The sequence below is a fragment of the Sphaerotilus sp. genome (assembly GCF_041083715.1).
Lineage (GTDB): Bacteria > Pseudomonadota > Gammaproteobacteria > Burkholderiales > Burkholderiaceae_C > Sphaerotilus.
Genome location: NZ_JBFPGY010000226.1, coordinates 15,581 through 28,115, shown reverse-complemented (window position 1 = coordinate 28,115; position 12,535 = coordinate 15,581). Strand labels below are relative to the sequence as shown.

Here is a 12,535-nt window from a genome sequence, read left to right as displayed (position 1 = left end):
GCGCACGGGCAGCGTTCCGCTGGACGGGTTCTGGTAGGCGCACTTCAGCGTGATCGACTTCGTGCCGGTGAACGCTGGCATGCACTGGTTGCTGCTGTCCGAGGACCGCACCGCCCGCACGCTCAGCGTGTTGCCGCTGCTCTCGGCGAGCTGGTTCGATGTGCTGAGCAGCAGGCCGCTGGCGCTGGCGGTGTACGTGCAAGCAGGGCTGCCGAAGTTGCAGGTGGTGGCGCCGCTGGCGGTCGGCGCGCTGGCGGTGGCGCCCAGCACGGTGCTGCCGGCGGTGGTGAGCTGCACCCGGCGGTCGACCGTGCTGCTGCCGCTGGGGATGGTCACGGTGGCGGTGTCGGCCCAGACGACGCTGGCGCTGGAGGACAGCGTGGCGGTGACACCCAGGGTGTAGGGTGTGCTGCAACTGGCATCCTGGCAGGCTGCGATGGTGAGCGTCGAAGGCGTGCAGGTCAGGCCGGTACCGCTGGCGTGGTGGATTTCCAGGTGATCCAGCGTCGGCGTGCAGCCGTGGGTCTGGGCGACATCCAGCGCCACTTGCGCCAGCGTGAGGTCGTAGTTGTAGAGGCGCACCTCGTCGATCCGGCCGTTGGCGGAGTTGTAGGTGCCACCCGTGGGCAAGGCGCTGCTGCGGTTGTCGCCGATCATCAGCGCGCCGAGGCTCGGATCGATCAGACCGTTGGTCGTGCCGCTGGCGGTGGCGGCCAGGACGCCATTGAGGTAGAGCTTCAGCGTGCTCTGGGTCGCGACGGTCGACAGCGACCAGGTGGCGGCCACATGCACCCAGGTGTTGGCTGCGAAGCTCTGCGCCGGACTGCTGGCCGTGAGCGTGTTGCCGATGTTGTCGGACACGACGAGCCGGAGCACGCCGGCCTGTACCGAGAGGCGGAATGGACGGTTGGCGGCGTTGGTCGCGTCCATGAGGACGCCGGTCGTGCTGGCCCAGGCCGCGTTGCCCGCATACCAGAGCGACATGGACCCCTTGGCGCCCAGCACGGAACTCACCTGCACGTTCGAGTCGACGCCGGCCATGGTGCTGTTCGTATTGGCCGGCACCGACAGCGCGCGGCAGATGTAGCCGCTGGCGGTGTTGGTCGCGGTGCCGACTCTGATCCCGTTGTTGTTGTTGCCGGAACTGTCGAGCACTTCACCCACCGTGCCGTTCCAGCTGAGTTCGTCGAAGTGGAAATCCGCCACCTTCGCCGGCAGCGTGGAAGGGATGTACCAGCGGATGGCGGCGCCAGCGGCGTTGTTGCTGCTGTTGTAGGAAAAGAGCGTGTAGTCCGAGCTGCTGATCTGGACGCCGATGGTGGCGTTGGTGCCCGTGGCGTTGGCGTTGCCGTACTGGTACTTGAACTCGCCGTTCTCGTACAGGATGATCTGGAAGGTGAACGGTGTGCTGGTGGCGAACTGGAACACGCTGTTCCACGACACCACGAAGTAGCGGTTCGGAGCGGACCCCTTCTGCTCCCAGGTGACCGTGCCGCCGGTGCGGGGGTCCATGTCGGCCCAGTAGGGCATCAGCATGTTGGTCGTGGCACCGGCTGCACAGCCGGACGCGGCGACCGCATTTCCGGCGGGCAGTGTCGTGTTGGTGTAGTTGCGCATGAAGCCGGTGTCCGCGCCGAACTGCAGCATGCCGTTCGACAGGATCCGCACGCTGGAGTAGCTGGTGCCCGCGAGCTTGAACGTGAAGCCCCCTGTGAAGTTGATGCTGGCCTGGTCGTCGTCGACCGGATTGGACGTGCACAGTTGCGCCCAGGTCACCGGGTTGGCGGCCGATTCCCAGGCATAGGTGTCGCTGCGTGGCGCGTAGGTGCCGGCGCGTGCCAGACCCGGCAGCAGGCACAGCCACAGCAGGGGCCTCAGCCAGCGCCAAAGGAGCCCTGCCATGGTGTGCCGCCAGCGCTTGCCCGTCAGGCTCAGTTGCCTGCGGCGATCGCGGTGAAGTTGGACGTCTGTCCGCCGCCGGTCACGGTGCAGGTCGACGTGCTGCCGTTGGTGGTTCCCGGGTCGGTGCCGCCGAGGGTGTAGCCGGTCGGGAGACCGCCCTGCAGCAGGCTGGACGCATCGGAGCACTGGTCGATCTTGGCGCACTTGTTGGCGGTGACGACATTGCCCGTCAGCGCGCAGCCGGCGTAATTCAGGTTCATGGCCGACGCCGCGGCACCCGCCACACCCGCGACGCTGGCCGCCTGGGCGTCGCTCTTCATGTCGATGAACTTCGGCAGTGCGGTGGCGGCGAGAACGCCCAGGATGACGATGACAACGATCAGTTCGATCATCGTGAAGCCGGCTTGTCGTGATTTCATGGAATGCTCCTGGTCTGTTTGATGTCGGACAACGCGTGCGGTGAGGTCGCTTACAACCCATGATTTCGACGTGGGCGGGCCTTGACTTGAGGGCTTTTTCATGATTGGGGTGCTCATTTGGCAAATGCTGTGCGGCCCAGATTCCAGACCGGCAGGAATACACCGAGTGCCAGAATCAGCACCAGCACCCCGAGAAAAATGATCAGGATCGGTTCCAGTTGGGCGCTGAGCGTCTTCAGCTCGTACTGGACCTCGTTGTTGTAGAGGTCGCTGACTTCTTCGAGCAGTTCATCGATGGCGCCGGTCTCTTCGCCGACGGCCAGCATCTGCAGCACAACCGGTGTGAAGATGCCTGTCACGGCCGCGGCGCGCAGCACGGACTCGCCGCGTTCCACGCTCTCGCGCATGCCCTCGATGCGGCGGGCGATGTGCTGGTTGTCCACCGTCTGCGCCACCACCGACAGCGCCTGCGAGATCGGCACGCCACTCTTCAGCGACAGCGAGAAGCTGCGTGCGAACCGCGCCAGCATCGCCTTGCGCACGATCTTGCCGGCCACCGGCACGCGCAGCATCCAGCGGTCCCAGCGAAGGCGGCCTTCCGGCGTGGCGATCCAGGCCTTCAGCAGCATCACGGCGACGCTGGCACCCAGCACGATGAAGCCGCCGTAGTCCAGCGTGAAGCGCGAGGTGGCCAGCAGGATGCGCGTGGCCAGCGGCAGCGTGGCGCCGGCCTGCTGGAACACGGTGGCGAACGCCGGGATCACCATCACGTTGATCACGCCGATGGCCGCGACCATCGCGCTCACCACGAAGCTCGGGTAGCGCAGCGCCGACTTGACCTGCTGGCGCATGAACAGCTCGAACTCCTGGTGGTGGAACAGGCGCAGGAAGATCTCGTCGAGCCGGCCGGTCATCTCGCCGACGCGGACCAGCGCGATGTAGAAGTTGTCGAACACCCGCGGGTGCTGCGCCAGCGACATCGACAGCGCGATGCCGGACTCCAGGCTGTGGCGCACCTCTGCCAGCGTCGTCTTCATCTTCTCGCTGGTGGCCGTCTCCTGCAGCCCCATCAGTGCCCGCAGGATGGGCACGCCGGCGCGCAGCAGGGTGTTGAGCTGCCGGCTGAAGATCAGCAGGTCGACCGGTGCCACCTTGGGCTCGAACAGGTGTTCGGGCAGCAGGCTGCGCAGCATGGCGCCCGCATCACTGCCGGCACCGGATCGGGTGGATTCCTGGATGGTCAGCGGGATGATGCCGCGGCCGATCAGGGCGTCCGCGGCGGCCGAGGCGTGGGTGGCCTCGATCACACCGCTGGCCGCCCCGCCCTGTGCGGAGTGCCCGGTCCAGGCATAGCGCTGCATCATGGCGTCACCCCGCTGGCCCTTCGGCCATCTGGTGGCTCACACGCATGGCCTCTGCCACGGTGGTGCGTCCGGCCAGCACGAGCCGCGCGGCGTCCTGGCCGAGGTGGTGTCCGGCCATCTGCTGCCGCGCTGCCTGTGCGAAGGTGAGCGGATCGCCGTGGTTCATGGCCTCGACCAGCGCGCGGGTCATCTCCAGGATCTCGTAGACACCGGTGCGCCCGCTGAAGCCGGTGTGGCTGCATTCGCTGCAGCCGGCGCCGCGGCGCAGCGCGGCGGTATCGACCGTGCGCCCGCACTGCGTTTCCAGCCAGGCGAGTTCGTGCGCATCGGGCCGGTGCGTTTCCATGCAGTGCGGACAGATCACCCGCACCAGCCGCTGCGCCAGCACCATCTGCAGCGACATCGCCACCATGTAGCGCGGCACGCCCATGTCGATCAGCCGCGCCGGTGTGGACATGGCGTCGTTGGTGTGCAGCGTCGACAGCACCAGGTGGCCGGTCAGGGCCGCGCGCAGGCCGATCTCGGCCGTGGCCTGGTCGCGCATCTCGCCAACGAGGATCACGTCCGGATCCTGGCGCAGCGCAGCGCGCAGCACGCGGGCGAAGTCGAGGTCGATCTTGTCGTGCACCTGCACCTGGTTCAGGCCGGGCAGGCGGTACTCGACCGGGTCCTCGACGGTGATGATCTTGCGCTCGCTGTTGTTGAGCGCGTTCAGCGCGGCGTAGAGCGTGGTGGTCTTGCCGCTGCCAGTCGGGCCGGTGACCAGCACCATGCCGTTGGGTTTGGCGATGGCACGGCGCAGCGCCTCGGCCACGTGCGGCGGCAGGTTCAGGTGGTCGATCGACAGCAGGCCCGAGCTTTGATTCAGCAGCCGCATCACGATCGACTCGCCGTGCTGCGTCGGCATGGTCGAGATGCGCACGTCGATCGCGCCGCTGCGCAGCGTCACGGCGAAGCGGCCGTCCTGCGGCAGGCGGCGCTCGGAAATGTCGAGGCCCGACATCAGCTTCAGCCGCAGTGCCACCGCGGCGGCGATCTTGGCGTCGGCCTCGGTCTGCACGTGCAGCACGCCGTCGATGCGGAAGCGGATGCGCAGCGAGCCCTGCTGCGGCTCGATGTGGATGTCCGAGGCCCGCACACGCAGCGCCTCTTCGAACACCGAGTACAGCAGCCGGACGACGGGTGCGTCCTCGGCGCTGGCGGTGTTCAGGCCGAGCAGGTCGCCCAGGCTGTCCTCGACGTTGCGCAGCTCGCTGGTCAGCTCCTGGGCGAGACCGGCGATGGCCTCGGTGTTGCGGTACGAACGGTCGATCGCGCCGAGCAACTGGCTCTCGGCCACGACGATCAGCTCGATGTCACGCCGGACGATGCGGCTGATCTCGTCGTAGGCCGTCAGATCGGTTGGATCGGCCATGCCCACACGCACACCGGCCGGGGTTTCGTCCAGCACGATCGCCCGCAGTCGGCGCGCCTGCACCTCGGGCAGCAGGCGGGCGACTTCGGGCCGCACCGAACGTTTGGACAGCTCCAGATAGGGCGCGCGCAGCTGACGCGCCAGCGCCTGCGCGATCTGCACTTCGTTGACCCAGCCGCTGTCGATGAAGACGCGGCCGAGCTTGCGCCCGGTGCTGCGCTGGGAGACGAGCGCCTCGTCGAGCTGGGCGGCGGTGATCAGACCTTGCTGGACCAGCAGGTCACCGAGTCGGATGCGTTCTGGGCGGGCCATGCAGGGGTGCTCCTGTCACTGTCCGCGCGTGGAGTCGGGGAAGGGCGCGATGCTGGCACTCGGGGTGCGGCCATCGGCCTCCGGCCAGGCTTCGTCTTCGTGGATCACGGTGGTCTTCATCAGGATGACCAGCTCGCGTTTGCGCATCACGGTGGATTTCTGGCGGAACAGACCACCGACGACCGGCGCGTCGCCCAGACCCGGCACCTGGCTGTTGTCTTCGCGCTGTTCCTGCTGCATCAGGCCGCCGATGGCGACGATCTGGCCGTCCTTGACGCGCACGATGCTGTCCGTCTCGCTGATCGTGCTGGCCGCCAGCGGCAGCTTGTACGAGCCCAGCGAGCCGAGGTTGATGGACTTCTGCTTCTCGGTGACGGTGCTGATCGAGGGGTGGACATGCAGCATCACCATGCCGTCCTTGTCGATCTGCGGTGTCACGTCCAGCGCGATGCCCGAGAAGAAGGGCTGCAGCGTCACCGATGGCACCGAGGTCGTGGACGAGCCGGTGGAGCTGATCGACGAGGACACGCCGGTCACGTACAGCTCGTCCGAGCCGACCTTGAGCACGGCCTTCTGGTTGTTGATGGTGGCGATGCGCGGGCTGGACAGCACCTGCACCTTGCCCTGGGTTTCGAGGAAGGTCAGCAGCGTCGAGAAGTTGGCGTTCTGGAACGACATGCCGTAGAACGCCTTGCCCGAGGCCGCAGCGGCGGTCGTGGCGGTGGCCATGTCGATCTGGCCAGTGCCCGCCAGCGTGATGCCCGGCGCGAGGGCCGCGAGGCTGAGCGCACCATCCAGAAAGCGCCCGAACGCGCTCCAGTTCACGCCGGTCTGCGCGTCCTTGCTCAGCTCGACTTCGAGGATCTTGGCTTCGAGCATCACCTGGCGCTCGATGCTGACCTGCACCGCTTCGAGGTACTGCGCGATCTGGCGCAGCTCCAGCGGGGTTGCCCGCACGACGATGACGCCCGCCGACGCGTTGACGACCACGCTGCGGCGCTGGCTGCCCTGGGCCTCGCTGGACAGCAGCGCCGACAGCGAGCCCTGCACGTCGCGCCAGAAGTCGGCGTCCGACGTGGTGCGGACATGGGCGGTGTCGTCCTGGCGGCTGCCAGGCACGGCGGAGCCACTGCCACTGCCACCGCTGTTGCCTGCGCCGGTGTTGCCGCCCATGGAGCCGTTTCCACCGGCACCGGACACTGCGCCATTGCCGCCGCCACTGACCTGGCCGATCGAGCTGGACGTGACGCGGATGTCGCTGGTGCCCTGGCGGCGACCGGGCAGGTAGTTGATGCGGAAGACACGGGTCTGCACCGTGTTGGGTTGCACATAGATGCGCCGCCCGCTGATGCGGTAGTTGTAGCCATACAGCTCGCGCATCGCGTCCATCGCGTCCAGCACCGTGGTGTCGTGCAGACTCAGCGACACCGTGCCGGTCACCTCGGGTGACAGCAGCACCTGCCACGACGAGCCCGCTGCGATCTGCAGGAAGACTTGCGATGCGGGGGCCTGGTTCACCGAGAGGTCGAAGCGGCCCTCGGCCGACGCGGGGGCCTGCACCGTGGCGGGCAGCTGCGGTGCCAGCGGGGGATTGGCGGCCAGCGCCAGGCCGGCTTGCGCGCACACCAGTCCGCACGCCACGGTGCGGGCGATGGTGGTCAGACGGACATGGGCATGGTTGTTCTGGGCCATCAGGGTTCCTTGCGCGCGGCGGTCTGCTCGGGCGCGTTCGCGGTCAAGGGTTCGGGCGTCTCGACCAGGGCGTAGAGTCCCAGCCACTGCGTGCCGCCGCGGGGCAGGCGCAGCCACACCCCGTCGGCGCGGATGTCCTGCACGATCGCATCGCCCAGTCGGTCACCGACCCGTACCAGCCGTCCGTCGATCAGGGCCGTGGCGCTGCCAGGCATTGCATCGGCGTGCAATTGCAGTCCCTGCACCCGGGGCGCCACCACCGGCGCCACAGGGTGCGGCGGACGCATGTAGGCCGCCGGTTCGGCCACCATCGTCGCCGCACGCTGCGCGAGCAGTCCCGTTGGCGCTGGCGAGCGGTCCATGCCTGGTGGCGGACGTGTCGGATCGGGCAGAGCGGCGCGTGCGGCACTGCCCGACAGCAACACCCACAGCACCGCCGACAGCAAGGCCGACAGCAGCGGGGCAATCATCAGCAGGCGTGCCTGGACAGTCATGGTCAGATTTCCACCCAATGGGCGTCCGTGCTCAGCGTGTGCAGGCGCAGCGTGAGCAGCACCTGGGGATGCTGGAGTACCTTGAGCTGCAGGCTGCCCCACAGCAGGCGCTGTGGCGAGGCTTCGAGCGTTTTCAGATAGTCCAGCAGGTCGGTATAGCGGCCCTCGACGGTCAGCTCCACGCCGTGGCGGTACAGCGTCGGTGTGCCTTGGTCGAGCGCGGTGCGGCCGAGCGACTGCAGGCTGCGCAGTTTCAGTCCGCTGTGGCGCGCGAGCAGATGTTCCAGCAGCGGCAGCATGTCGGCGGGATTCACGAGGTCGCTCGTGCGGCCCTGGGCATCGGCCTGGGCCACGCGGGCCTGCAGCGCGGCGAGTTCCACCTGCAGCTGCCGCAGGTCCAGGTCCTTGCGCTGGTGCAGGGCAGTGATGCTCGTGTCGAGCGTCTCCAGCACCTGTGCGGAGGTCTGCCGCGCCTGACGGGCCTGGTTCCAGGCTTTCCACGACGGCGTGACCCAGAGCTGATCGACGGCCATGCAGACCACGGCCGTGCAGCACATCGTCACCAGCACGCGTTCGCGCGGGCTCAGCACCTGGTAGCGGTGGCTCAGTGATTGCCACCACGTCTTCGCACCGGAGGGGGACAGGATGGGTTTCATGGCTTCGCGGGCTCCGTGCGCGGGGCCTGGCTGGACAGCGTGAACTCGCTGTAGTCCGGCTTGTCCGTCGGCTCGACGCCATCGGTGGCCTGGCTGCCGGCACCACCGGAGCGGATCTGCAGCGTGGCGAAGGTGCGCCCCCTGAAGCGTGGTTCGGCCTGCAGGCTGCGCAGGTAGTCGGGCAGCACGGCAGGATCGGTCATGCGGCCCCGGATCTCGATGGCGTCGTCGCCGCCCTGCAGTGTCAGGCCTGTGATCCAGACGGCGGGGTGGGTCTGGCGGGCCAGCGCCTCCAGATGGTCGGCATAGCCTTCGCGCCGGCCGGCGCTGCCGTTGTCCAGCAGGCCCTGCAAGCGCTGGACGGCGGCTTCGTGGTCACGCAGGCGCTTCACCTGGTCACGCTCCGCCTGTTCGGTGCGGCTGGCGGCGGACGGCAGCAGTGCGCTGCGGCGGACATCGGCCTGGGCGGCGAGTTGCAGGGTGTCTTGGTGGATCTGCCGGGTGTGCCACTGCAGTCCGGTGCCGATGACCATGGCCAATGCGGCCAGTGCGCCTTGCAGCAGCAGCATGTGGCCGAGTGCATTGGCCTGCCGGCTTTGGCACAGGCTGCGGGCGTAGAGGTTGAGTTGCTGCGACATGGCGTCAGGTGCGGCGCAGCGCGGCGCCGATGGCGATGGGGGACACGGTCGCCGCCGTGAGCGTGCCGCCCAGATCGGCCCCGTCGAAGTCGATGCAGTCCTCGATGCGCAGCCGCACGACCGGCACATAGAGCAGCTCGCGCACGTAGTCTGTGAAATCGTCCGACGTGGTGGTGGACACCACCAGACGCGACAGCGTCACCCGGCTGAAGAGGCGCTCGAAGCTGTCGAGCGTGCGCTGCAGTTCGAGTCCGGCACGGTCGAAGGCCTGCTGGCGCAAGGTGTCGTCCGGCTCGGCGATCTGGGCTGCGGTCACGTCGATGTGGCGTGCCTGCAACAGCTCCCCGCTGGCGGTGATCACCAGCGTGCTGTGGGTCTCGTCGATGCACAGCAGCGCGATGCCACGCCCGGGTTCTTCGAGCAGTGCGGCCAGATTGCGCAGCGCAGTTTCGGGCAGGTCCATCACTTTCCAGGGTGCACGGGCACGCAGTGCGTCCTCGGCGATGGGGGCCAGCTCCTGCCGTGGCGCAATGGCGGCGAGCACCGACGGTCGCCCGCGCTGGTTGGTTTCGGCAGGGATTTCGAGCAGGTCGATCTGCGCGTCGTCGACCGGGAAATTCACCAGATCACGCAGTTGCCAGCGCACTGCATCGGACCATTGTTCGCGGGGAACCTCCGGAGCTTCGGCGGGCAGCAGCTGGTATTGATGGCGCTGCAGCACGAGCAGCCGGTGGTGGCGCTGCAGGGCGCGCTGGCGACGCAGGTCCCGCAGGCTGTTCAGTGGTGCGGACCAGTCGAGCTGACAGGCCCAGCGCACCTGCGGCCGGCCGTCGGCCGGCCAGCGCAGGTAGAGTGCCTGGGCGGTGGTGCCGTGGGGCACCACCACCACCCAGCCATCAAGCCGAGGTTGTCGCAGCCAGGAGAACACGCGGGTTCACTCCATCAGAAAGGATGGGGCGATGCTGCCTGTGTCGGTACCAGCTCCAGACGCGAAAAAGCCATGCAAAACGCGGCCACCAAGGGCCGCGTCTTCCGTTCAGGGGGCGGGGTCTGGATCAGCCGAGGCGCACGCGGTGCCGCTCGATCTGCGCGCGCACCTGCACTGGTGCCGTTCCACCCAGCACATTGCGGGCATTGAGCGAGCCGGTGAGGCTCAGCACCTCGAACACGTCCGCTTCGATCCGTGCATCGAACCCTTGCAGGGTTGCCAGCGGCAGCTCCGACAGGTCCTGGCCCAGCGCGATCGACGTCTTCACCGCGTGCGCCACCACTTCGTGCGCGTCGCGGAAGGGCAGGCCCTTCTTGACCAGGTAGTCGGCGAGGTCGGTGGCGGTGGCGTAGCCGCGGCGGGCGGCGCGCTCCATCGCGTCCTGCTTCACCGACAGGCCACCGGCCCGCGAACCATCCGCAGCCACTTCACCACCGATCATCTCGGCCATGATGCGCAGCGTGTCCTTGACCGTGTCCACGGTGTCGAACAGCGGCTCCTTGTCTTCCTGGTTGTCCTTGTTGTAGGCCAGCGGCTGGCCCTTCATCAGCGTGATCAGGCCCACCAGGTGCCCGACGACCCGGCCGCTCTTGCCGCGGGCCAGTTCGGCCACGTCCGGGTTGCGCTTCTGCGGCATGATCGACGAGCCGGTGCAGTAGCGGTCCGACAGGTTGATGAAGCCGAAGTTCTGGCTCATCCAGACCACGATCTCCTCGGCCAGCCGCGAGACGTGGACCATCACCAGCGTCGCGAAGGCAGTGAACTCGATGGCGAAGTCGCGGTCGCTCACGGCGTCCAGGCTGTTCTGGCAGACGCCCTCGAAGCCCAGGGTGCGCGCCACGCGCTCGCGGTCGAGCGGGTAGCTGGTGCCGGCGAGTGCAGCGGCGCCCAGCGGCAGGCGGTTGACGCGCTTGCGCAGGTCGGCGAGCCGCTCGGCGTCGCGCGAGAACATCTCGACATAGGCCAGCAGGTGGTGCGCGAAGCTGACGGGCTGGGCGACCTGCAGGTGCGTGAAGCCGGGCAGGATCACCTCGACGTTCTGCGCCGCGACATGGACGAGCGCGCGCTGCATGTCGTCGAGCAGCGCGGCCGTCGCGTCGATCTCGTCGCGCAGCCACAGGCGCACGTCGGTGGCGACCTGGTCGTTGCGGCTGCGGCCGGTGTGCAGGCGCTTGCCGGCGTCGCCCACCAGCGTGGTCAGGCGGGCCTCGATGTTGAGGTGCACATCCTCCAGGTCGAGCTTCCAATCGAAGGTGCCGCCCTTGATCTCGGCGTGGATCTGCGACATGCCGCGCTGGATGTCTTCCAGGTCCTGCGCGCTGATGATGCCCTGGGCGGCCAGCATCTCGGCGTGGGCCAGGCTGCCCTCGATGTCGGCGCGCCAGAGGCGCTTGTCGAAGGTGACGCTGGAGGTGTAGCGCTTGACCAGTTCGCTCATCGGTTCGGAGAACAGGGCGGACCAGGCTTGCGACTTCTTGTCGAGTTGATGGGTGCTCATCGGCGGCGGCTCAGGGAAGGGGACAATCGGAGAATCTGCGCGGATTGTAGAGAGCGCGCCTGTCCACTGCCTTGACCCCGCCCGGCGCCCGCCATGTTCATGTCTTCCGAATCCGATCCGAACGACCTGCCAGAGGACCTGTGTCAAGGCGGTGTCGTGCTGCGCACCGTGCTGTTCGTGCACGGCGCGGTGGCGCTGGGGCTGGGCTTCCGGGCGACATCGATGCGCCAGTGGCTGGTCGATGTGTCGGTGGTGGTGGCCGCCGTGCTGCCGGCGACGCTGGTGTGGCTGCTGGCGGCGTGTGCGCTGGGGCGGGCGCGGTTGCGGATGCCGGAGCACGCGCAACGGGCGGTGGCGTGGCTGGTGCTGTGCGGGCTGGGTGCGGCCTGCGGGACGATGGCGTGGGCGCTGCTGGTCTGGCTCGGCCAGATCGAGGAGGGCTTGCCGGCTGGCATGGCCACCATCGGCAGCGGGGCTGCGCTGTCCGGTGCGGTGTTCCACTGGCTGCGCCAACGCACCCGGATGCGCCTGCCCGCCGGCACCCAGGCGCGGCTGGCGGAACTGCAGTCGCGCATCCGGCCGCATTTCCTGTTCAACGCCCTCAACAGCGCGATCGCGCTGGTGCGGGTCGATCCGGCGCAGGCCGAGGCCGTGCTCGAAGACCTGTCGGAGCTGTTCCGCGCGGCGCTGGTCGGCTCGGGCGAGCGTGTCACGCTGGGCGAAGAGGTGGAACTGGCCCAGCGTTACCTGGCGATCGAGCAGGTGCGTTTCGGCGACCGGCTGAACGTGCGCTGGAAGATCGACCCGCTGGTGGCGCGTGCGTGGGTGCCCTCGCTGCTGCTGCAGCCGCTGGTCGAGAATGCGGTCAAGCACGGTGTGGAGCCATCGCCCTCGGGTGGCGCCATCCGCATCCGGGCGCAGGCCCGCCACGGGCATGCGCTGGTCACCATCACCAACACGGTGCCGGAAGGCCGGCCGCGCAAGGGCCACGGCATGGCCTTGCACAACGTGCGCGACCGGTTGCAGCTGCTGCACGATCTGGACATGCGCTTCGAGGCCGGTCCGATCGAAGGCGGGCGGTTCCGTGTGCGGCTGCTGGTGCCGCTGAGCAAGGGCCACCAGGTGTCTCCAGTGTTGAAGCAGAGGAGGACATGAGGC

At 68.2% G+C, this 12,535-nt stretch carries 11 protein-coding genes; 1 reads left to right on the top strand and 10 read right to left on the bottom strand.

Translation table 11 applies throughout. From position 1 onward, the window contains the following. The 10 genes from AB3X43_RS10025 to argH form a co-directional block, all read right to left on the bottom strand. The coding region (locus AB3X43_RS10025; RefSeq protein WP_369429703.1) for a LamG domain-containing protein at positions 1-1,902 on the bottom strand (1,902 nt) is incomplete at its 3' end. 29 nt (positions 1,903-1,931) lie between these two features. Next, positions 1,932-2,321 carry a type II secretion system protein gene (locus tag AB3X43_RS10020; RefSeq protein ID WP_369429702.1) on the bottom strand — a complete coding sequence of 130 codons (390 nt, stop codon included), beginning with the start codon at positions 2,319-2,321 and terminating at the stop codon, positions 1,932-1,934. A 113-nt stretch (positions 2,322-2,434) separates the two neighbouring features. After that, positions 2,435-3,685, bottom strand: a complete 1,251-nt coding sequence (locus AB3X43_RS10015) for a type II secretion system F family protein (protein ID WP_369429701.1) — start codon at positions 3,683-3,685, stop codon at positions 2,435-2,437. 4 nt (positions 3,686-3,689) lie between these two features. Then, the gene (locus AB3X43_RS10010; protein WP_369429700.1) at positions 3,690-5,411 is read right to left on the bottom strand and encodes a GspE/PulE family protein; all 1,722 of its coding nucleotides are present in this window, start codon (positions 5,409-5,411) and stop codon (positions 3,690-3,692) included. A gap of 15 nt (positions 5,412-5,426) precedes the next feature. Continuing rightward, positions 5,427-7,103: a pilus (MSHA type) biogenesis protein MshL gene (mshL, locus tag AB3X43_RS10005; RefSeq protein ID WP_369429699.1), complete on the bottom strand. Its 1,677-nt coding sequence runs from the start codon at positions 7,101-7,103 to the stop codon at positions 5,427-5,429. Then, positions 7,103-7,597, bottom strand: a complete 495-nt coding sequence (locus tag AB3X43_RS10000) for a hypothetical protein (protein WP_369429698.1) — start codon at positions 7,595-7,597, stop codon at positions 7,103-7,105. Before AB3X43_RS10000 ends, mshL begins: the two co-directional genes overlap by 1 nt. A 2-nt stretch (positions 7,598-7,599) precedes the next feature. Beyond that, positions 7,600-8,253 (bottom strand): hypothetical protein, encoded by a 654-nt coding sequence (locus tag AB3X43_RS09995; RefSeq protein ID WP_369429697.1) that lies wholly within the window; start codon positions 8,251-8,253, stop codon positions 7,600-7,602. Next, positions 8,250-8,891 (bottom strand): PilN domain-containing protein, encoded by a 642-nt coding sequence (locus AB3X43_RS09990; RefSeq protein ID WP_369429696.1) that lies wholly within the window; start codon positions 8,889-8,891, stop codon positions 8,250-8,252. Before AB3X43_RS09990 ends, AB3X43_RS09995 begins: the two co-directional genes overlap by 4 nt. Positions 8,892-8,895: 4 nt before the next feature. Further along, a complete protein-coding gene (locus AB3X43_RS09985; RefSeq protein ID WP_369429695.1) occupies positions 8,896-9,819 on the bottom strand; it encodes a hypothetical protein in 924 nt (307 codons plus the stop codon). A gap of 127 nt (positions 9,820-9,946) precedes the next feature. After that, a complete protein-coding gene (gene argH, locus AB3X43_RS09980; RefSeq protein ID WP_369429694.1) occupies positions 9,947-11,377 on the bottom strand; it encodes an argininosuccinate lyase in 1,431 nt (476 codons plus the stop codon). A 93-nt stretch (positions 11,378-11,470) separates the two neighbouring features. Here argH and AB3X43_RS09975 point away from each other — a divergent pair, with 93 nt between their 5' ends. Beyond that, positions 11,471-12,532, top strand: a complete 1,062-nt coding sequence (locus AB3X43_RS09975) for a sensor histidine kinase (RefSeq protein WP_369429693.1) — start codon at positions 11,471-11,473, stop codon at positions 12,530-12,532. Positions 12,533-12,535 lie beyond the last annotated feature (3 nt).

Coding starts and splice junctions, on each gene's coding strand:
- AB3X43_RS10020 (WP_369429702.1), bottom strand. CDS start 2,321: ATGAAATCACGACAAGCCGGCTTCACGATGATCGAACTGATCGTTGTC.
- AB3X43_RS10015 (WP_369429701.1), bottom strand. CDS start 3,685: ATGATGCAGCGCTATGCCTGGACCGGGCACTCCGCACAGGGCGGGGCG.
- AB3X43_RS10010 (WP_369429700.1), bottom strand. CDS start 5,411: ATGGCCCGCCCAGAACGCATCCGACTCGGTGACCTGCTGGTCCAGCAA.
- mshL (WP_369429699.1), bottom strand. CDS start 7,103: ATGGCCCAGAACAACCATGCCCATGTCCGTCTGACCACCATCGCCCGC.
- AB3X43_RS10000 (WP_369429698.1), bottom strand. CDS start 7,597: ATGACTGTCCAGGCACGCCTGCTGATGATTGCCCCGCTGCTGTCGGCC.
- AB3X43_RS09995 (WP_369429697.1), bottom strand. CDS start 8,253: ATGAAACCCATCCTGTCCCCCTCCGGTGCGAAGACGTGGTGGCAATCA.
- AB3X43_RS09990 (WP_369429696.1), bottom strand. CDS start 8,891: ATGTCGCAGCAACTCAACCTCTACGCCCGCAGCCTGTGCCAAAGCCGG.
- argH (WP_369429694.1), bottom strand. CDS start 11,377: ATGAGCACCCATCAACTCGACAAGAAGTCGCAAGCCTGGTCCGCCCTG.
- AB3X43_RS09975 (WP_369429693.1), top strand. CDS start 11,471: ATGTTCATGTCTTCCGAATCCGATCCGAACGACCTGCCAGAGGACCTG.